This window comes from Streptomyces sp. NPDC021080 (assembly GCF_044333225.1).
Classification (GTDB): domain Bacteria; phylum Actinomycetota; class Actinomycetes; order Streptomycetales; family Streptomycetaceae; genus Streptomyces.
The window spans coordinates 139,348-159,662 of the sequence record NZ_JBIRQM010000015.1 but is presented as its reverse complement, the minus strand read 5'-3'; the positions used below and the strand labels follow the sequence as shown (position 1 = coordinate 159,662).

At 70.3% G+C, this 20,315-nt stretch carries 16 protein-coding genes; 4 read left to right on the top strand and 12 right to left on the bottom strand.

Annotation, left to right across the window (positions count from 1 at the left end):
• Positions 1-64: 64 nt before the first annotated feature.
• The 3 genes from ACH4S8_RS32745 to bldG form a co-directional block, all read right to left on the bottom strand.
• Positions 65-2,473: a sodium-translocating pyrophosphatase gene (locus ACH4S8_RS32745; RefSeq protein ID WP_398400537.1), complete on the bottom strand. Its 2,409-nt coding sequence runs from the start codon at positions 2,471-2,473 to the stop codon at positions 65-67.
• A gap of 322 nt (positions 2,474-2,795) precedes the next feature.
• Positions 2,796-3,233 carry an ATP-binding protein gene (locus ACH4S8_RS32740; protein WP_398400535.1) on the bottom strand — a complete coding sequence of 146 codons (438 nt, stop codon included), beginning with the start codon at positions 3,231-3,233 and terminating at the stop codon, positions 2,796-2,798.
• A 100-nt stretch (positions 3,234-3,333) separates the two neighbouring features.
• The gene (gene bldG / locus ACH4S8_RS32735) at positions 3,334-3,687 is read right to left on the bottom strand and encodes an anti-sigma factor antagonist BldG (RefSeq protein WP_037625427.1); all 354 of its coding nucleotides are present in this window, start codon (positions 3,685-3,687) and stop codon (positions 3,334-3,336) included.
• Positions 3,688-3,767: 80 nt separating this feature from the next.
• Between bldG and ACH4S8_RS32730 the strand changes: the two genes are divergently transcribed.
• Positions 3,768-6,233 carry a DEAD/DEAH box helicase gene (locus ACH4S8_RS32730; RefSeq protein ID WP_398400532.1) on the top strand — a complete coding sequence of 822 codons (2,466 nt, stop codon included), beginning with the start codon at positions 3,768-3,770 and terminating at the stop codon, positions 6,231-6,233.
• 348 nt (positions 6,234-6,581) lie between these two features.
• On the opposite strand, the gene ACH4S8_RS32725 is transcribed toward ACH4S8_RS32730, so the two are convergent.
• From ACH4S8_RS32725 to ssd, 7 genes are all read right to left on the bottom strand, one after another.
• Complete coding sequence (locus ACH4S8_RS32725; protein ID WP_398400530.1) at positions 6,582-7,148, bottom strand: Rv3654c family TadE-like protein; 567 nt, start codon at positions 7,146-7,148, stop codon at positions 6,582-6,584.
• Positions 7,145-7,528, bottom strand: coding sequence for a TadE family type IV pilus minor pilin (locus tag ACH4S8_RS32720; protein WP_398400528.1), 384 nt, complete (start codon positions 7,526-7,528; stop codon positions 7,145-7,147). The genes ACH4S8_RS32725 and ACH4S8_RS32720 overlap by 4 nt, the downstream gene beginning before the upstream one ends.
• Positions 7,529-7,568: 40 nt before the next feature.
• Complete coding sequence (locus tag ACH4S8_RS32715) at positions 7,569-7,754, bottom strand: DUF4244 domain-containing protein (protein WP_398400526.1); 186 nt, start codon at positions 7,752-7,754, stop codon at positions 7,569-7,571.
• 190 nt (positions 7,755-7,944) lie between these two features.
• The gene (locus ACH4S8_RS32710; protein WP_398400524.1) at positions 7,945-8,727 is read right to left on the bottom strand and encodes a type II secretion system F family protein; all 783 of its coding nucleotides are present in this window, start codon (positions 8,725-8,727) and stop codon (positions 7,945-7,947) included.
• Entirely contained in the window at positions 8,724-9,596 is an 873-nt protein-coding gene (locus tag ACH4S8_RS32705; protein ID WP_398400522.1) for a type II secretion system F family protein, read from the bottom strand. Before ACH4S8_RS32705 ends, ACH4S8_RS32710 begins: the two co-directional genes overlap by 4 nt.
• Positions 9,593-10,972 (bottom strand): TadA family conjugal transfer-associated ATPase, encoded by a 1,380-nt coding sequence (locus tag ACH4S8_RS32700; protein WP_398400520.1) that lies wholly within the window; start codon positions 10,970-10,972, stop codon positions 9,593-9,595. The genes ACH4S8_RS32705 and ACH4S8_RS32700 overlap by 4 nt, the downstream gene beginning before the upstream one ends.
• A 212-nt stretch (positions 10,973-11,184) precedes the next feature.
• A complete protein-coding gene (gene ssd / locus ACH4S8_RS32695) occupies positions 11,185-12,279 on the bottom strand; it encodes a septum site-determining protein Ssd (RefSeq protein ID WP_398400518.1) in 1,095 nt (364 codons plus the stop codon).
• Between the two features lie 572 nt (positions 12,280-12,851).
• Here ssd and ACH4S8_RS32690 point away from each other — a divergent pair.
• Positions 12,852-13,685 carry an HAD family hydrolase gene (locus ACH4S8_RS32690; RefSeq protein WP_398400516.1) on the top strand — a complete coding sequence of 278 codons (834 nt, stop codon included), beginning with the start codon at positions 12,852-12,854 and terminating at the stop codon, positions 13,683-13,685.
• Positions 13,686-14,065: 380 nt separating this feature from the next.
• Here ACH4S8_RS32690 and ACH4S8_RS32685 read toward each other — a convergent pair whose 3' ends face one another.
• Positions 14,066-14,890, bottom strand: a complete 825-nt coding sequence (locus ACH4S8_RS32685) for an oxidoreductase (RefSeq protein WP_398400514.1) — start codon at positions 14,888-14,890, stop codon at positions 14,066-14,068.
• 101 nt (positions 14,891-14,991) lie between these two features.
• Between ACH4S8_RS32685 and ACH4S8_RS32680 the strand changes: the two genes are divergently transcribed.
• Entirely contained in the window at positions 14,992-15,972 is a 981-nt protein-coding gene (locus ACH4S8_RS32680; protein ID WP_398400512.1) for an ATP-binding protein, read from the top strand.
• A gap of 139 nt (positions 15,973-16,111) precedes the next feature.
• On the opposite strand, the gene ACH4S8_RS32675 is transcribed toward ACH4S8_RS32680, so the two are convergent.
• A complete protein-coding gene (locus tag ACH4S8_RS32675) occupies positions 16,112-17,383 on the bottom strand; it encodes a hypothetical protein (protein WP_398400510.1) in 1,272 nt (423 codons plus the stop codon).
• A 328-nt stretch (positions 17,384-17,711) separates the two neighbouring features.
• On the opposite strand from ACH4S8_RS32675, the gene ACH4S8_RS32670 reads away from it, so the two are divergent.
• On the top strand, positions 17,712-20,096 hold the full coding sequence (locus ACH4S8_RS32670; protein ID WP_398400508.1) for a SulP family inorganic anion transporter: 2,385 nt from the start codon (positions 17,712-17,714) through the stop codon (positions 20,094-20,096).
• The last annotated feature ends 219 nt before the right edge of the window (positions 20,097-20,315 follow it).

Genomic DNA, 20,315 nt, shown 5'->3' with positions numbered 1-20,315 from the left:
CCCGTTGGCTCACTCCCCGATCCGGCCCGGAAATCGGTGCCGCATCAGGTGCGGAACCCGTGCGTCACGAAACCACCGCCGGATCGGCCGACTTGGCGACCCCTTCGTCGTTGCCCTCCTCGTCGCCCATGGCGATCCTGCGCCGCTTGGAGACGTACACGGCGCCCACGATCACGATGAGCGCGAGGATGGCGATGAACACCCGTACGCCGACGCTCTTGTCGTCGCCGTACGAGAATTTGACGATCGCCGGAGCGATCAGCAGCGACACCAGGTTCATGACCTTCAGCAGCGGGTTGATCGCGGGGCCGGCCGTGTCCTTGAACGGGTCACCGACCGTGTCACCGATCACCGTCGCCTCATGGGCCTCACTGCCCTTGCCGCCGTGGTGGCCGTCCTCGACGAGCTTCTTGGCGTTGTCCCACGCGCCACCGGAGTTGGCGAGGAAGACGGCCATCAGCGTGCCGGTACCGATCGCACCCGCGAGGAACGAACCGAGCGCGCCGACACCGAGCGTGAACCCGATCGCGATCGGTGTCAGCACCGCGAGCAGGCCCGGTGTGGCGAGTTCACGCAGCGCGTCCTTGGTGCAGATGTCGACGACGCGCCCGTACTCGGGTGTCTCCGAGTAGTCCATGATCCCGGGGTGTTCGCGGAACTGCCGCCGCACCTCGTAGACCACGGCCCCGGCGGACCGCGACACCGCGTTGATCGCCAGCCCCGAGAAGAGGAAGACGACCGCGGCACCCGCGATGAGACCCACCAGGTTGTTGGGCTGCGAGATGTCCATCATCAGGTTCATCGGCGCGCCCGGTCCCGAGACCTTCTCGCCCACGTCGCTCGCGGCCGTGGTGATCGCGTCACGGTACGAACCGAAGAGGGCCGAGGCCGCGAGGACGGCGGTGGCGATGGCGATGCCCTTGGTGATGGCCTTGGTGGTGTTGCCGACGGCGTCCAGGTCGGTGAGCACCTGCGCGCCCGCACCCTCGACGTCGCCGGACATCTCGGCGATGCCCTGCGCGTTGTCGGAGACGGGGCCGAAGGTGTCCATCGCGACGATGACACCGACCGTGGTGAGCAGGCCCGTTCCGGCGAGCGCCACCGCGAACAGCGCCAGCATGATCGACGTACCGCCCAGCAGGAACGCCCCGTACACGCCGAGGCCGATCAACAAGGCGGTGTAGACGGCCGATTCGAGACCGATGGAGATGCCGGCGAGGACGACGGTGGCCGCGCCGGTCAGGGAACTCTTGCCGATGTCCCGGACGGGACGACGGCTGGTCTCGGTGAAGTAGCCGGTCAACTGCTGGATGAGGGCGGCCAGGACGATGCCGATCGCGACGGCGACGACCGCGAGGACCCGCGGGTCACCGTCCTTGGCCTTGATCGCCGCGTCCGTGACCCCGTCCAGTTCGGCGTAGGTACCCGGGAGGTAGGCGTAGACGGCGAGGGCGACGAGCACGAGCGAGATCACCGCGGAGATGAAGAACCCGCGGTTGATCGCGGACATGCCGCTGCGGTCGGAGCGCCGGGGCGCCACCGCGAAGATGCCGATCATCGCGGTGACGACGCCGATCGCGGGCACGATCAGCGGGAACGCGAGCCCGGAGTCGCCGAACGCCACCTTGCCGAGGATCAGCGCGGCGACGAGCGTGACGGCGTACGACTCGAAGAGGTCCGCGGCCATGCCGGCGCAGTCGCCCACGTTGTCGCCCACGTTGTCGGCGATGGTCGCGGCATTGCGCGGGTCGTCCTCCGGAATGCCCTGCTCGACCTTGCCGACCAGGTCGGCCCCGACGTCGGCCGCCTTGGTGAAGATGCCGCCGCCGACACGCATGAACATGGCGATCAACGCCGCGCCCAGACCGAAGCCCTCAAGGACCTTCGGCGCGTTGGCCGCGTACACGAGCACCACACAGGAGGCGCCCAGCAGACCGAGCCCCACCGTGAACATGCCGACGACGCCACCGGTGCGGAAAGCGATCTTCATGGCTTTGTGCGAGACGGCGGTGAGATCCTTTTCTGGCTCACCCTTCGCCGGGGTCGCTTCCCTTGCCGCGGCGGCCACGCGGACATTGCTCCGTACGGCGAGCCACATACCGATATAGCCGGTGGTCGCCGAGAACGCCGCGCCGATCAAGAAGAAGATCGACCTTCCGGCGCGCTGATTCCAGTCGTCCGCGGGCAGCAGCATGAGCAGGAAGAACACCACGGCGGCGAATACGCCGAGCGTGCGCATCTGACGTCCCAGGTAGGCATTCGCGCCCTCCTGGATCGCCGTCGCGATCTTCTTCATGCTGTCGGTGCCCTCGCCGGCCGCGAGAACCTGGCGCACCAGGATCCCGGCGACCACGAGTGCTGCCACGGCGACGACCGCGACGACCATCACGATGAGACGGTTGCCGGACGTCAGAACCGCGGCTGCGAAGGTTGTGGGGTGGTCAAACTGATGAGGGGTAGAAAGCCCCGCCATTCGTCCTCCTTGACGCTTGGGCTGAGCTCAAGATGTGGACGGATTCTAGGTACCGGAACCTGATCAAAACAGTACGCGGTAAGCGGAATTAGCCTTCACTTGCTCTTCAGCAAATGATCGACAGGCGTCTACGGACCCAAATGCAGTAATGCCCCAGAAGCGTTGACGCTTGATCCAATTATCGCGCAAGTGATCGTGAATCAATTCACGAAACGCCGTGCACGATCACCATATGGCGGAGCGCGAGTTCCCGGACATGCCGAAGGGCCCCACCGAGTAGGGCCCTTCAGGACAATGTTAAAGAGTTGAAGAGAGGCTGCTGTCAGGGAAGAGCGACGGCCGGCGGCATGATGGGCCAGCTCATCCTGATCAGTCCGCCATGCTCTCCGGCGATGACTTCCACGTCGTCGACGAGGCCGCTGATGACCGCGAGGCCCATCTCGTCCTCCTCGGTCTCCGCGTCGGAGCCGTCCGAGGCGGCGCCGGACGCCGCCCCACCGGGCACCGAACCCGGCGACTCGTCGCCGACCTCGATGGAGAACTGCTTCTCCTCCTCGATCAGCGCCACGTGCACCGGCGCCGAGATACCGCCGCTCTGATGCAGTCCGACGGCACGAGTACAGGCTTCGCCGACGGCGAGCCTGACCTCGTCGAGAACGGCCTCGTCCACTCCGGCCCTGCGCGCCACCGCTGCCGCCACCAGTCGGGCGGTCCTGACGTGCTCGGGCAGCGCGCTGAAGCGGAGTTCAACGGTGGCCATGCATCCCCCTCTGAACTACGGGCGTGCTGTCCGGGGGCCGGGCCGTGGGCCCGGTCCCCGATGTGTGCGATGCCGGGCCCACGACCCGGGAGACCGGCCGTCAGTCGGTCGCGTTGACCGCCTCGTCCACCGAGGTGTGAATCGGGAACACCTTGGTGAGACCGGTAATACGGAAGATCTTCAGAATGCGCTCCTGGTTGCACACCAGACGCAGCGAGCCCTCATGGGCCCGGACACGCTTCAGGCCGCCGACCAGCACGCCGAGACCGGTGGAGTCGAGGAAGTCCACGCCCTCCATGTCGACGACGAGGTGGAAGCTGCCGTCGTTCACCAGCTCGACCAGCTGCTCCCGCAGCTTGGGCGCGGTATATACATCGATTTCGCCGCCGACCTCGACGACCGTACGGTCGCCATTAGGGCCGGACACATTGCGAGTCGACAGGGACAGGTCCACGGATCCTCCAGCACCTTGCTATCGAGCGGTCGCCCCATGGGACACCTCGGCAGAGCCCCCGGGACGGTTCGCCAGCCGCGATGGCATTCAATCACTTACCGGCAGGCGTGCACGACGCCTTGGGCCCATTGTCCGTCACGCCAGTGACACACTCGATGCCGATGGCCAAGAATCACCGATCCGATCGATCCTCGGCGGACACCGCTTCCCGCCCGTCGCCGAGCACCGTCCTGGACCGGCTCGCCTCGGGGCCGAGCCGGTCTTCGCGCATCACTCATACGGAGCACTTGCCCCCGCGAGAGGGTCGTCATGCCGTCTGGCCCGACCGGATCCGTTCGGAGGTCATCGCGGCGGTGCAGGCCGCGGGCATCGAGCACCCCTGGGCCCACCAGGCGCGCGTCGCCGAGCACGCCCTCGACGGCGAGTCGGTGATCGTCGCCACCGGCACCGCCTCGGGCAAGTCCCTGGCCTACCTCGCGCCTGTCCTGACGGCCCTCCTGGAGGGCTCCGAGGCCCCGAACGGCAGGGGTGCCACCGCCCTCTACCTGGCCCCCACCAAGGCCCTGGCGGCCGACCAGCGCCGCTCGGTGAAGGAACTTTCACAGCCGCTGGGCAATGCCGTACGCCCAGCCGTGTACGACGGCGACACACCCTTCGAGGAACGCGAATGGGTACGCCAGTACGCCAACTACGTCCTGACCAACCCCGACATGCTGCACCGGGGGATACTGCCCTCCCACCCCCGCTGGTCCTCCTTCCTGCGCGCCCTGCGCTACGTCGTCATCGACGAGTGCCACACCTACCGCGGCGTCTTCGGCTCCCACGTCGCCCAGGTGCTGCGCCGTCTGCGCCGCCTCTGCGCCCGCTACGGCGCCTCCCCCGTCTTCCTGCTGGCCTCCGCGACCGCCGCCGAGCCCTCGGTCGCGGCGCGCCGCCTGACCGGCCTCCCGGTCGTGGAGGTGGCCGACGACGCCTCCCCGCGAGGGGAACTCGTGTTCGCCCTGTGGGAGCCCCCTCTCACCGAACTGCACGGCGAGAAAGGTGCACCCGTCCGGCGTACCGCCACCGCCGAAACGGCCGACCTGCTGACCGACCTCACCGTCCAGGGCATGCGCTCGATCTCCTTCGTACGGTCCCGGCGCGGCGCCGAGCTGATCGCGGTCATCGCCCAGGAACGCCTCGCCGAGATCGACCGCTCGCTGGTCCGGCGCGTCGCCGCCTATCGCGGTGGCTACCTCCCCGAGGAACGCCGTGCCCTGGAGAGCGCGCTGCACTCCGGAGAGCTCCTCGGCCTCGCCGCCACCACGGCCCTCGAACTCGGCGTCGACATCTCCGGCCTCGACGCCGTCGTCATCTCCGGCTACCCGGGCACCCGTGCCTCCCTCTGGCAGCAGGCCGGCCGCGCGGGCCGCTCCGGGGAGGGCGCACTGGCCATCCTGGTCGCCCGCGACGACCCGCTGGACACCTTCCTCGTCCACCATCCCGAGGCCCTGTTCGACCAACCGGTGGAATCCACGGTCCTCGACCCCGACAACCCCTACGTCCTGGCCCCCCATCTGTGCGCCGCAGCCTCCGAGATCCCGCTCACGGAGGAGGACTTGGAGCTCTTCGGCCCCGCCACCGCGGGTCTGCTGCCCCAGCTGGAGGCCGCGAAGCTGCTGCGCCGCCGGGCCACGGGCTGGCACTGGACCCGCCGGGAGCGGGCCGCCGACCTGACCGACATCCGCGGGGGCGGCGGCAGCCCGGTTCAGGTCGTCGAGGCCGGGACCGGCCGCCTGCTCGGCACGGTCGACGAGGGCGCCGCGCACACGGCGGTCCACGAGGGCGCGGTCCATCTGCACCAGGGCCGTACGTACCTGGTGCGCAAACTGGACCTGGACGACTCCGTCGCCCTGGTCGAGGAGGCCAGCCCGCCGTATTCGACGGTCGCCCGCGACACGACCACCATCGCCGTCCTCGAGACCGACACCGAAGTCCCCTGGGGAGACGGCCGGTTGTGCTACGGCTCCGTGGAAGTCACCAATCAGGTCGTCTCCTTTCTGCGTCGGCGTGTCATCACCGGTGAGGTGCTCGGCGAGACGAAGCTCGACCTCCCTCCCCGTACGCTCCGTACCCGTGCCGTCTGGTGGACGGTCACTGAGGACCAGCTGGACGCGGCCCGGATCAACCCGGAGATCCTCGGCGGCACCCTGCACGCCGCCGAGCACGCGTCGATCGGCATGCTGCCGCTGTTCGCCACCTGCGACCGCTGGGACATCGGCGGCGTCTCGGTCCCCCTCCACCCGGACACGCTCCTGCCCACCGTCTTCGTGTACGACGGCCACCCGGGCGGCGCCGGATTCGCCGAGCGCGCCTTCCACACCGCCCGCTCCTGGCTCACGGCCACCCGCCAGGCCATCGCCTCGTGCGAGTGCGACGCCGGCTGCCCGTCCTGCATCCAGTCCCCCAAATGCGGGAACGGCAACGAACCGCTGCACAAGCGAGGCGCCGTACGCCTGCTCACGGAACTCCTGCGGGCGGCACCCGAGGAGTCGGGTGGGGAGTAGTCGGGTGGGGAGTGGCCGGGTGGGGAGTGGCCGGGTGGGATGTGGTTCGGGCGGCGAGTCCGGGCCGGAGGGACGGGGACACCGGTCGGACGGGCGGGGTCGACGGCCGGACGGGGGATAGCCGTCGGCTGGTTGGGGGATCCGTCGGCCGGTTGGGGGATCCGTCGGCCGGTTGGATGAAAGTTGGGCGCGTAAGGCCGAACGAGTGAATGCCGGGTGCGTGACGGCCGGGGCCGGGTGCCTGAGGGGGCTCATGGACCCGGGAACCCACGGCCCCACAGACTCCCGGGGTGTCCGTGACCCCATCGGCCCGGAGACCCTGAGAAGGCCCCGAAGGGCTCATGGGTCTCACCGGCCCGGATCTCCTCGAGGAGGCCCTGGAGACCCCTCTGGTTCCACCGGTACCGGAAGCCCTGGAGAACCTACGTCCCCCGGAGGACCGGGAGGGCCCGGAAGGCCGGGAGAGCCCGGAGAACCGGGAGGGCCCACAGGCGCCGACGGTTCCGCAGGCCCCGCAGGCCCCGCCCTCGATCTCACCTCGGCGGTGATCGGTCCTGTTCCGGACGCCGCCGTCACGTCCGAGATCTGGCCCTCGACCGCGCACCGCACGAGCCGCGCGCCCTGCGCCCGGGCCACGCGTTCCGCGTGGGCGCAGGCCACCGTGCCACCGTCGCTCCAGTGGTCCGCAGCAGCGAGGGCCGCCAAGTCCGCGGCCCCTGCCGCCCGGTGCCGCACCACAACGGCCTGCCCCATCGACAGCACCGCTCCGAAGACGGCGCACAGCACAGCGATCGCACCCACCGTCCACACCGTCGCCGAACCTCTGTCGGAGGACGCGCGCCACCGCACACGGCGGCCGCCCCCAACGGGTGGCCACACCCATCGCCGACTCCGCCGGCGACTCCGGCTCCTCATCTCCCTTCCACCCCCGCAGTCGTGTCCCCCTTGGCCGTGTCCCCCACCGTCGCCTCCGCCAGCGCCACCGCCTCGTCCTTCAGCTCGAGGGACAGCGCGGCAGGACCGGGTGTCTTCGCTCCGACCGTCACCCGGACCAAGTCGTCTTCCCGGCCCACCGTGACCGTCGCACCAGGAGGGGCCGCCCGGAGGGCCGTCGCCAGGACCACTTCCGGCGGGTCCTGGCGCGCCGCCGACCGGGCACCCGCCCTCGCCGCGTCCACGCACTGGATCTGGGCGGACGCGGCGAGCAGGGCCCAGACCAGCGCCATGCCGACGAGCACCAGAGAAGGCAGCACCACAGCGGCCTCCGCGGTGACGAAGCCCCCGTCCCGCCGCATGACCGGACCGGCTCCCGACCGGGCTGCCCTCGGGCCGCGTTCACATCTGGACATTGAGCGCCCGCCCCACGATGCCCTGCAGTTCCTCACCGACCTGCCCGCTCGTCACCACCTTGTAGAGGGCCGCCGCGAAGGCCACAGCCGCGATGACACCCACCGCGTACTCGGACGTGACCATCCCCGCGTCCTTCCGCGCCGCAGCCGCAGCGAGCATCCAGCCCCACATCCGCACACACCCATGCCCTCGTACCCGCTCTCGCTCCTGCTCTCGTGCCTGTCCTCGCTCCTGCCCTCGGCCCCGTCCTCGCCCCAGTCCTGGAACTCGCACCATCCTGCTCATTTCAACCTCCTTGAGATTCAGCCCTGTCAGGCGCTTCGCCCGCTTGCCGTTCGCCACTCGCCACTGCCGCCGCCCGTCACCCACCACCCCCTCGCAGCAACCCGCCGGCCAGCCCGATCACCACGGGCAGCACGCCGATCGCAAGGAATGCGGGCAAGAAGCACAGCCCCACCGGCGCGGTGACCATGACAGCCGCCCGGCGTGCCCGCGCCGTCGCGGTGCGCCCCCACTCGGCACGGGCCTCCGCCGCGAGCCGGCCGACCGGCACAGCCGCCGGTACGCCCGAGTCGCCCGCCCGTTCCAGCAGTCTCGCCAGCCCCTGGGCGCCCGGCAGTGATGCCAACCTCTGCCAGGAAACCGCTGGTTCGCCCCCGAGACGCACCTCCGCCGCACCCCTGGCCAGCCGCTCTCCCACCGGTCCGCCCAATGCCTCGCCGACGGCGCGGGCCGCCGCCACCGGGCTCGCGCCCGCCGCGATGCAGGCGGCCACCAGATCTGCGGCGAGCGGCAGTTGACGGACTGTCGACGTCACATCGCACTCCTCCGGGAGCGCCGGATTCCGCCGCCGGAACCACCACCGGATGCCGACACCCGCCACCAGCCCCGCCAGAGCTCCGGCGAGACCGCCGATCAGCACCCAGCCGGCGCACACCACGCCCAGCAGGGACAGCCATCGTCGGCCGTGACGCAGCACCTCGGGTCGACGCGGTGACGGCACGGCTTTCGGGAGCAGCAGCTCGGCCAGCCGTCTGCGCACTCTCCTCGCCCGCCGCACCGTCCCGAGCCAGCGGACCGGCGGGCCGACCAGGAGCACTCCGCACACCAAGACCCCCAGCCTGTGGACAACTTCCGCGCTCATTCCGTCTCCGCTCCTCGTACGATCCGCAGCGCCCACCACAGCCCCACGCCTTCCAGCACTCCGCCGACGACCAGGCAGCCCAGCCCGGGACCGGTGTGCAACAGCACGTGCAGCGGGTCCGCGCCGAGCGCGGTGCCGAGCAGGAGGCCAAGGACGGGCAGGCCCGCAAGCATCGAGGCGGTCGAGCGCGATCCCGCCAACTGGGCTCGTATGTCGGCCCTTTGATCGCGTTCGGCTCGTAGCGCGGCTTCCAGCCGGTCCAGTCCGGCCGCGAGCCCCGCACCCCGGTCCACGGCCACACGCCAGCAGGCGGCGAGCCCCACCAGTCCGTCGGCGCCGGGCTGCCCTGCCGCCTCGGTGAGCGCACCCGGCACGTCTCCGCCGAACCTCGCCGCGGCCAGGACCAACGGCTGTGCGTCAGCCAGTCCGTCCGAATCGCGTGCGGCCGCGAGCAGCGCCTCGCCGGGTTGGCGTCCGGCTCTCACCTCCCCGGCGAGCGCTCCGCACAGGGCGATCACCGCGTCGCCGCGTCGCTCCCGCTCGCGCCGAGCCTCGCCCGCCCGCCGCACCCGACACAGCAGGGGCATGCCGACGGCTCCGAGGAGCAAGGGCACGACCGACATGCCCAGCACCGCGATCACCGATCCCGCCACCAGCGACCAGGCTTCGGGCCTCAACCGCCCGCGCAGCCCTCGCCAGTCGACACGAATCCGCTTCCACCGGACCGGCCCGGTCGCCGCCTCTCCACCGGCGAGCAGCACCCTCGCTCTGCGCACGTCCGAGCCGTGCCCGCCGATCAGCCAGGCCGCGATCCCCGCACACGCCGCGGCCGCTCCCACGGGCGCGTCCGCCATCTCACCGATCCTCATCCCGTTCCCCTTCCGCACCCCGGCGTCCGGCCCGTGCCGTCATCCCGGCGTGCGCCATCTGCGAAGGGCTCCTCGCGCTCCGCCGGCCCGAAGGGGCTCCCTTTTCTCCCGAGCCCGGCCTGCCCGCGATGCCCGCAGCTTCGACATCCCTGGCTTCGGTTTCCCTGATCTCCGCACCCCTGGCTTCCCTCTCGAAGGAGCTCCCGCAGCCGCTCCCACCCCCGCTCGCGGACGAAGGCCTCCTCGCCCCACCGCAGTGCGGGCACTGTCACCACCAGCCCCGACGGGTCGCGTTCCAGTACATGGACCTCGGCGATCCGGCGCCGCCCGGCCCGGTCGCGCACGAGATGCAGGACCACGGACAGTGCCGCAGCCAGTTGGCTGTGCAGGGCGGCCCTGTCGAGCCCGGCCGCGGTGCCCAGCGCCTCCAGGCGAGCCGGGACCTGCGCCGCCGCGTTGGCGTGAAGAGTTCCCGAGCCGCCCTCGTGCCCTGTGTTCAGGGCTGCGAGCAGCGAGACGACCTCGGGACCGCGTACTTCCCCGACCACCAGCCGGTCAGGTCTCATCCGCAGGGCCTGCCGGACGAGATCCTGGAGCGAGACAAGGCCGACGCCCTCCTGGTTGGCGGGCCGCCCTTCCAGTCGCACCACATGCGGATGGTCGGGCCGCAGCTCGGCCGAGTCCTCGGCGAGCACGATCCGCTCCCCGGGACCCACCAGTCCCAGCAGTGCACTCAGCAAGGTCGTCTTCCCCGAACCCGTGCCTCCGCTGATGAGGAAGGACAGCCGGGCGTCCAGCAGCGCTCTGAGCACCTGGTCCCCGCCGGGCGGCACGGTCCCCGCCGCCACCAGTTCGTCGAGGGTGAACGCGCGCGGCCGTACGACACGCAGGGACAGGCAGGTGGAGCCGACGGCGACCGGTGGCAGCACCGCGTGCAGACGTGTTCCGTCCGGCAACCGGGCGTCCACCCAGGGGCGGGCGTCGTCGAGCCGCCTGCCGGCCACGGCCGCAAGGCGCTGCGCGAGGCGCCGTACGGCTGCCACGTCCGGAAAGGAGACGGAGGTCAGTTCCAGGCCGCCGCCGCGGTCCACCCAGACCCGGTCGGGCGCCGACACGAGCACGTCGGTGACCGACGGGTCGGCGAGCAGCGGTTCCAGTGGACCGCTGCCGACCAGCTCGGATCGCAACCGCTCGGCCGCGCCGAGGACTTCGGCGTCTCCGAGCACTCTCCCCTGCTCGCGCAGCGCCTGTGCCACGCGGGCGGGAGTCGGTTCGGATCCGCTCTCGGCCAGCCACTGCCGCACGCCGTCCAGCAGTCCGGCCCCACCGTCCGCTCCAGCACCGGACCCGTCCCACGCTCCCGTGTCTCCGGGCACGAAGCCTGCGATGCCGCCCCGCGCTTCCTTTCTCCCGGAGAGATACGACCGGGGTCCGTCCCGCGTATCCGCATGCCCGGACAAGGAGTGCCCGGGACCGTCCCGTGTGTCCGTCCGCGCGGGTGGACAGCCCGCGGACGTGCCCTGACGCCCCGGTCCCCAGCGGGCGTCGATCGCCGCGCCATGGTCCGTTCCCTGGGTCGTGTCGCCGCTCATACGCCCGCTCCCTCGACCGGAACCCGAGCCCAGAAGGCTGTACAGAACCGAGCCAGAGGTCCCTTCGCCGCGCTCCCCGGTGGCGGCCCGCCGTCCAACGGGAACGACTCCGAGGGCAGTTCACCCACCAGGGGCAGGTCGAGCAGACGGGCGACCTCACGGTCGTCGAGACCCGGCGTGCAAGGCCCGCGGACCACGATCCGCAGATCGCGCAGGACCATGCCGACCGCGGACGCCACCCGCCCGGCCGCCGCGATGGAGCGCAGGTCGGCGGGGACCACCAACAGTCCCATGTCGAGCTGGGCGAGGATCTCGGCGACACCTTCGTCGACGCGGCGGGGCAGGTCGACGACCACCGCGCCACCGCGCCGTCTGGCGGCGGCCAGCACCGCGCGCACCGCTTGCGGGGGAACGGTGACCGCGTCGCTCCGGTCCCAGCTCAGAACCCGCAGGGCGTGCAGCCGGGGCAGGGACTCCTCCAGGGCACCGCCGCCGACCCTGCCGCGGGATGCCGCGAACGCCGGCCAGCGCAGCCCCTCGGCCGCTTCCCCGCCCAGGAGTACATCGAGTCCGCCTCCGAGAGGGTCCGCGTCCACGAGCAGGGTGCGCTTCCCCTCACGCGCCGAGGTGACGGCGAGGGCGCAAGCCAGCGTGGAGGCCCCGGCCCCGCCGCGGCCGCCGAGCACGCCGACGGTGAGGGCGGGCCGGCCGACTCCTTCGGCCACGTCGGCGATGCGGTCGACAAGCCATTGCTCGCCGTCCGGCAGCACCAGGACGTGGTCGGCGCCGATCTCCACGGCACGCCGCCAGACTCCGGAGTCGTCCTGATCCCGGCCGACCAGGACCACTCCCCTTCTCCGCGCTGCGCCCCGCACGCGCGGTACCGCGTCGTCGCCGACCAGGACGAGAGGCGCCGTCTCCCAACTGCCCCTGCGTTCCGGAATCCCGTGATGGACCTCGGGCCGCGCTCCCGCCGCGGCGCACAGGCGCAGCAGGTCGTCGAGGAGGTCGACATCCTCGGTGACGATCAACGGTCCGCCCTGCCGCCCCTCGGCAGTGGGCGGCCGGTCATGGGTGATGACTCCGGCCACGTTCTCCAGCCCCCTTCGCTGCTTCTTGCGCGGGGCCCTCCTGGACCCCGTGATTCCCGCTCGTGTGAAGAGCCGCCAAGCGGCCTCCATATGAACGGCCGATACGAACCGGCCAAACGCGTCCGACAAACGGAACCCGGCCATGAACTGGCCGCGAACGGAGCGCGTGAGAATCACGGTGCAGCGATCCTGGAAATCGTGTGGATCTTGGTCGAAAACTGTGGACAACTCGACGGCTGTGAATATCGCCTTCACGCCTACCGGTGAACGTTCAACGGCTTCCGCAGAGCATCCCAACAGCTACGCACAGTGACGGATCGTGGGTGCGCGAAGAGCGCGGAATCACCGGTGCCGGGGAGGTCACGGGGTCGCGCAGAGGAGGGGAAAACCCGTCCGGACATGCGACGACCCCCGCCGGGGGGGAGAGCGGGGGTCGTCCCCACGGCCGACTCGGGGGGGGAGGAGTCGGACCGGGTTAGCACGGTCGCGAACGATCCGTGACTTCCATGGTGTACCCGAGAGCCCTCTCAGGCAAACCCACGCGCCTCACCTTACGCCGAATGGTGGGCCCTATGCTCAACCTCGTGGAAAACCACTCCTTGCCTCGTACAGCGGCCTTCTTCGACCTGGACAAGACGGTCATTGCGAAGTCGAGCACGCTCACCTTCAGCAAGTCGTTCTACCAAGGCGGACTGATCAACCGCAGGGCGGCCTTGCGCACCGCATACATCCAGTTCGTGTTCCTGGCGGGCGGCGCCGACCACGACCAGATGGAGCGGATGCGCAAGTACCTGTCCTCGATGTGCCGCGGCTGGAACGTCCAACAGGTCAAGGAAATCGTCGCCGAGACGCTGCACGACCTCATCGACCCGATCATCTACGACGAGGCCGCGTCGCTCATCGAGCAGCACCACAAGGCCGGCCGGGACGTCGTGATCGTGTCCACGTCCGGCGCCGAGGTCGTCGAGCCGATCGGCGAACTGCTCGGCGCCGACCGCGTCGTGGCCACGCGCATGGTCGTCGGCGAGGACGGCTGCTTCACCGGAGAGGTGGAGTACTACGCCTACGGACCGACGAAGGCAGAGGCGATCAAGGAACTGGCCGCGTCCGAGGGGTACGACCTCCCCCGCTGCTACGCCTACAGCGACTCGGCGACCGACCTGCCGATGCTGGAGTCCGTCGGGCACCCGCACGCGGTGAACCCGGACCGCGCATTGCGCCGCGAGGCGGTCGCCCGCTCGTGGCCGATTCTGGACTTCCACCGCCCGGTCCGGCTGAAGCAGCGGCTGCCCGCCCTGTCCGTACCCCCCCGGCCCGCTCTCGTCGTGGCCGCCGCGGTAGGAGCGGCAGCGGCCACGGCGGGACTCGTCTGGTACGCCAGCCGCCGTCGCGCGGCGGCGATGTGAGCCGTCACGCGCGCGTGACGACCTTGAAGGCGACTCCAAAGAAGTCCATTTCTCACCCTTTTGAACCTAAAAGTAAAGAAGTGCGGCCCAGGGGTTTCACTTCCTCCGGACCTGGAGTACAAAGGGTTTAACGGCCCGCGAGACCAAGGACATCCGAGAGGATCACCTTCAAACGCAATCAGGCCCCACGGACCGAGCATGAACATCGAGCACCCACGCGACGTCGACCCGTCGATTACGGGCCAGCCGCACCAGGTGGCGGGCAAAAGTTCCCGGCCTGATGGGCACCATTTCGAGGACGCTTGGTACCCCGGTGAACATGCCAGCGGCGGTACGAGCTCTCGTACCGCCGCAACCCTTTCCGGACGATCGACCCTCGCCTACGCGGCGCCTCGCTGCAGTGCTTCACAGACCGCGGCGGACTCCCTGGCACCCAGCTCGACCGCCCGGCCGCAGTGCGCGATCCAGGCCGCCATGCCGTCCGGGGTGCCGGAGACATAGCCGTCCAGTGCCGCGAGATAGGCCGCACGGCCCAGTTCCGCGTGGCCGACCTCCGCCGGGCAGATGGACTTCGGGTCGAGGCCGCTGCCGATCAGAACGATGCGCTCGGCAGCACGGGCGACCAGTCCGTTGTGGGAGGCGAAGGGACGCAGGGCGATCAGCTCGCCGTGGACGACGGCCGCCGTGACCAGCGCCGGGGCCGAACCGCCCGCGATGATCAGCTGGGACAGGCCCTCGAGACGGCCTGCGACCTCGTCCGCGTCCGGCAGCGGCAGCTCCACCAGGGGCTCGTCCGCCTTCTCCCCGCCCTGCCTCGGCCGGCCCACCGCGTCGCCCCGGTCGGCCGCGGCCACCAGGTGGAGCCGGGCCAGCACACGCAGGGGCGACTGCCGCCAGATGGACAGGAGCTGGCCCGCCTCGGCGGTCAGCCGCAGGGCGGCGCCGACCGTCCGGTCCTCCTCCTGCACACTGAAATCGGTACGCCGACGCACCTCTTCGAGAGCCCAGTCGGCCCCGGACAGCGCCGCGGAACCACGGGCCCCGCGCAGTGCCGCCTCGGACGTGATCTCGTTGCTGCGCCGCCGCATGATCCGGTGTCCGTAGACCCGGTCCACGGCCTTGCGCACGGACTCCACGGAATCGGCCACCCCGGGAAGCGAACCGAGGGCCGCGAGCGGATCGGCGGTCGCACCTGTCGTACTCATGAGTACGACATTACGCACCCCGGGCCCGCACCCCACGAAGGAGTGGTCTTCTTCACGCGGCGCGAGCACCTGCAGCGACGATCCCACTACTCTTGGTGAACATGAAAATTGCTTTCGTCGGGAAGGGCGGCAGCGGCAAGACCACCCTGTCGTCGCTCTTCATCCGCCACCTCGCCGCCTCGGGGGCACCTGTCGTCGCCGTGGACGCCGACATCAACCAGCATCTGGGGGCCGCGCTCGGGCTCGAGGAGACGGAGGCCGCGGCGCTCCCCGCCATGGGCGAGCGACTGCCGCTCATCAAGGACTACCTGCGCGGCTCCAACCCACGCATCGCGTCCGCCGAGACGATGATCAAGACGACCCCGCCCGGGGAAGGCTCCCGGCTGCTGCGGGTCGATGAGACCAATCCGGTGTACGACGCCTGCGCACGGCCGGTGGAACTCGACGGCGGCGTCATCCGTTTGATGGTCACCGGCCCGTTCACCGAGGCCGATGTGGGAGTGGCTTGCTACCACTCCAAGACCGGTGCGGTGGAGCTGTGCCTGAACCACCTCGTCGACGGCCGGAACGAGTACGTCGTCGTCGACATGACGGCGGGCTCCGACTCCTTCGCGTCCGGCTTGTTCACCCGCTTCGACATCACGTTCCTTGTCGCCGAGCCGACCCGGAAGGGAGTTTCCGTCTATCGCCAGTACAAGGAGTACGCCCGCGACTTCGGCATCGTCCTGAAGGTCGTCGGCAACAAGGTGCAGAACCAGGACGACATCGACTTCCTGCGAGCGGAGGTCGGTGACGACCTCCTGGTCACGGTCGGGCACTCGGACTGGGTGCGCGCCATGGAGAAGGGCCGCCCGCCCCGGTTCGAGGTCCTGGAAGAGGCCAACCGGCGCTCGCTGCACGCCTTGCGGACCGCCGCCGACGCCACGTACGAGCTGCGCGACTGGGAGCGGTACACGCGCCAGATGGTGCAGTTCCACCTCAAGAACGCCGCCGGCTGGGGCAACGCCAAGACCGGGGCGGACCTCACAGGACAGGTCGACCCCGGTTTCGTACTCGGCGATAGCCCCCTGGCCACCGCATGACCGGCCGGCCGGGGCGCAGCTCCCGGCCGGGTGACGCCCGGAGCGAAGCGTCACCACGACTTGAGGAACAGGACGGCCTGAGGAACAGAACGGCTTGAGGGACAGGACGGCTTGAGGGACAGGACGGCCCGGGGCTCCGTTACGGCTTGACCGCCGGCGCCCCGGGGACACCCTTCGGGGCCGGAGCCGGACGCCGGGCGAGGAAGGACGCCCAGCCCTGCTTCGGCGCCTGGCCGACCTCGAGGCCGCGGAGCTTGTCGAGGATGGCCGGGTCCTGGGCGTCGAGCCAGTCGGCCAGTTGCCGGAAGGAGACACAGCGCACCTCGGCCTTGGTGCAGACGCGCTCGACGACCTCGCCGACGGCACGCATGTAGGTACCGCCGTTCCAGGACTCGAAGTGGTTGCCGATGATCAGTGGAGCCCGGTTGCCGTCGTAGGCACGGTCGAAGCCCTTCAGCAGTCCGTCGCGCATCTGGTCGCCCCAGAGCCGCTGTTCGGCCGGGTCGCCCTGAGCCTTCGTACCCGACTGCTCGACCATGAAGTTGTAGTCCATGGCGAGCTGTTCGTGGGAGTGTCCGGGGAAGGGGACGAGCTGCATCGACAGGTCCCACAGACCCTCCTTCCGCTTCGGCCAGACCTGCTCGTCGACACCGCTGGTGTCGTAGCGGAAACCCAGCTCGCGGGCCGCCTTCATGAAGTTCTCCCGGCCCTCCAGACAGGGCGTGCGGGCGCCCACGAGTTCCTTGTCGTAGTCGAAGGGCAGCGAAGCCGCTTCCTTCAGGCCCGTGTTGGTCCTCCAGGACTTCACGAACGACTTCGCCTGGGCGATCTCGCTCTTCCAGTCCGCGACCGACCACTGGCCGACCCCGGCCTCCGTGCCGCAGAAGTGGCCGTTGAAGTGCGTACCGATCTCGTTGCCCTCGAGCCATGCGCCGCGCAGTTGCTCCACGGTGTCCTTGACGCCCTGCTCGTCGTTGAAGCCGATCTCCGAGCTGCCGGGCGAGTGCCGCGGCGGCCGGTACAGGTCACGCTTGCCCTCCGGCAGCATGTACACGCCGCTGAGGAAGTACGTCATGGTCGCCCTGTTGGCCTTGGAGAGCTTGCGGAAGTGGGAGAAGAGCTTCTGGCTGTCCTCACCGGCACCGTCCCAGGAGAAGACCACGAACTGCGGTGGCCTCTGGCCGGGCTTCAACCGTTCGGGCCGCGGCAGATGCGGCTGCGCCCCGGTGTACGAAGTGGAACCGTCGCCGATCAGGCGGACCGCGGCCTTGGGCGCAGGGGCCCCCGCCGCCTTCTTCGCGCCGTGCGCGCGTTCCTGCGGACCCGTGGTGCCGCCCGCGCAACCGGCACTCGCCGTGGCGCAGACCACGGCGAGTGCCGTACCCGCGGCGATCCTCTGGGTGACGGCCATGTCCCGCCCTCCTTCTCCTCCGTCGGGCAGCGCCGGTCGGGGCACTGGCGCGGCTGCGCACCGGCAGCGCCGCCAAGGTTTCACGGGAAAGAAAAAGAATAAGTACGACAAGCCGACCAAAAGCCCACCTCACCCCGAGGAGTGAATTAATAACCCATTCGCCCCCATTTTCGACATCAACCCTTTACTCTGCATTACGATCCATTTACCGAGCGTTGAAGAATCCCGCCGCTGCACGCCGTGACCCACGGCCGCGACCCGCCCCCCGCCATCAACGACGGGGGATCACCTGTTCCGCGACCGCGCTGCCCCGGAGGAGACGGGAACCATGTCTGCCTGCGTCCCCACCCGCGCCACCGACCCGACTCGGCCCGCGCAGATCCATCAGCCCCACAGCCCCCCACCGACCCCGCCCCGACGCTTCCGCTTCGCGGGCGCCGATCTGTCCGCCGCGATCGCGGTCTTCCTGATCGCCCTCCCCCTGTCCCTGGGCATCGCCCTCGCCACCGGCGCGCCTCTCCAGGCCGGCCTGGTCGCCGCCGCCGCCGGCGGACTGGTCGTGGGACGGCTCGGAGGCTCACCGCTCCAGGTGAGCGGCCCCGCCGCCGGGCTCACCCTCGTCACGGCCGAGCTCATCCAGCACTACGGCTGGCGCGCGACCTGCGCCATCACCGTGCTCGCGGGAATCGCCCAAGTGGGCCTCGGCTGCGTGCGCGTGGCCCGCACGGCCCTCGCCGTCAGCCCCGCCATCGTGCACGGCATGCTCGCCGGCATCGGGGTGACCATCGCCGTCGCCCAGCTGCACATCGTGCTGGGAGGAGTCCCGCAGAGCTCCGTCCTCGACAACCTCGTCGCACTGCCGGACCAGGTGGCCCGCATGCACTCCGCGGCGGTGTCGATGAGCGTGCTGACCCTGGCGCTGCTGCTCGCCTGGCCACGCCTTCCCGGGCGGACCGGGCAGGTGCTGCGCAAGGTCCCCGCCGCGTTGATCGCCGTCGCCGGAGCCACCCTGACCGCCTCGCTCGCCGGACTGACGCTGCCCAGGGTCGAACTGCCGTCCTGGAGCAGCCACGCACTGGCCGGGCTGCCCGAGGGCCCGGTGCTCGGCATCGCGACCGCCGTCCTCACGGTGACGCTGGTGTGCAGCGTGCAGTCGCTGCTCGGAGCCGTCGCCGTGGACAAGCTGGTGAGCGGCCGCCCGGAACTCCAGGGCCGCGTGGGCCGTTCCCGCCTCGACCGGGAACTGCTCGGGCAGGGCGCCGCCAATGTCGTCTCCGGCGCACTCGGCGGACTGCCCGTCGCCGGGGTCGCCGTGCGAAGTTCCGCGAATGTGCAAGCGGGTGCCGTCAGCCGGAACTCCACGATCCTGCACGGCGTTTTCGTAGTGATTGCCGCGCTGCTGATGGTCCCGATCCTGGAGCTGATCCCCCTCGCATCGCTCGCCGCCCTGGTGATGGCCGTCGGCATCCAGATGGTTTCCCTGCATCACATCCGCACAGTCACCCGCCACCGTGAGGTGCTGGTGTACGCCGTCACCACGCTCGGCGTCGTGTTCCTCGGAGTTCTCGAGGGTGTGGCTCTGGGGGTCTCCGTGGCCGTCGGTGTCGCCCTGCACCGTCTCGGCCGCACCCGCATCACACACGAAGAGAGGGAAGGAGTCCATCACGTCCATGTACGAGGTCAGTTGACGTTCCTCGCGGTGCCCCGGCTCAGCCGCACCCTGCATCTCGTGCCCCGCGGGGCGGACGTCGCCGTGCGGCTGGACGGCTCGTTCATGGACCACGCGGCATACGAGTCACTGCAGGACTGGCAGAACACCCACGTCGCCCAGGGCGGCACGGTCGACATCGGCGGGCGGACCGGAACACGGATCGCCGAGCCCGCGAACTCCGGACACTGCCGCTGCCGGCCCTGGACACCCTGGCGGAACCACCAGTGCGACGCCTCCGCGGAACCGGGGTCCCAGCCCTCGGAGGCACTTTCCGACGGACAGGAGGAGACCGTCGAGGTCAGACCGAGTGGACATCAACTGGCGCGTGGAATCAGCGCGTTCCAGCGCAACACCGCACCCCTGGTGCGCGATGAGCTGGCCCGGCTGGCGCGGGAAGGGCAACGGCCGTCCCAGCTGTTCCTGACCTGTGCCGACTCCCGGCTCGTCACCTCGATGATCACATCCAGTGGTCCGGGCGACCTCTTCGTCGTGCGGAACGTCGGCAACCTCGTGCCGTTGCCCGGAAAGGAGAGCGGGGACGACTCGGTGGCCGCGGCCATCGAGTACGCGGTGGACGTACTGAAGGTGCGGTCCATCACGGTGTGCGGCCACTCCGGATGCGGTGCCATGCAGGCTCTGCTGGCGTCGGAGCCCAAAGGGGCGCTCACGCCGCTCAGGCGGTGGCTGCGGCACGGGCGACCGAGTCTGGACCGGATGGCCGCCGACGGCAGACCGCGGGCGCAGATCGCCGGACGGGCGCCCGCCGACTCGGTGGAGCAGCTCTGTCTGACCAATGTCGTACAGCAGTTGGAGCACCTGCGGGCACACGAGTCCGTGGCACGGGCCCTGAAGGAGGGCGTGCTCGAACTGCAAGGGATGTACTTCCACGTCGGAGAAGCCCAGGCGTATCTGCTGACCGACGCCGACGGGGCCGAACTGTTCACTCACGTGGGCGCGTTCGAGCATGCGGGTGCGGCGGAGGAACTCCGGCGCCCGGCGTGATCGGGCGGCGGTGCGCGGTCCTGGTCGGCGGGACCGCGCACCACGTCCAGCCTCCTGTGCCGGAGCTCCGGCACCGGCACCTGAGCAGGGCGTCGACACCCCGGCCACGGGGCGGGGTGTCGACGCCCCGGCCGAGGAGTGGGCTGCGGAGGAACCGCGGCACCGGATAGCCGAGGCCGGGATGTGGAGTGCGTGGAGTGCAGGGTTCCGGAATGGTGT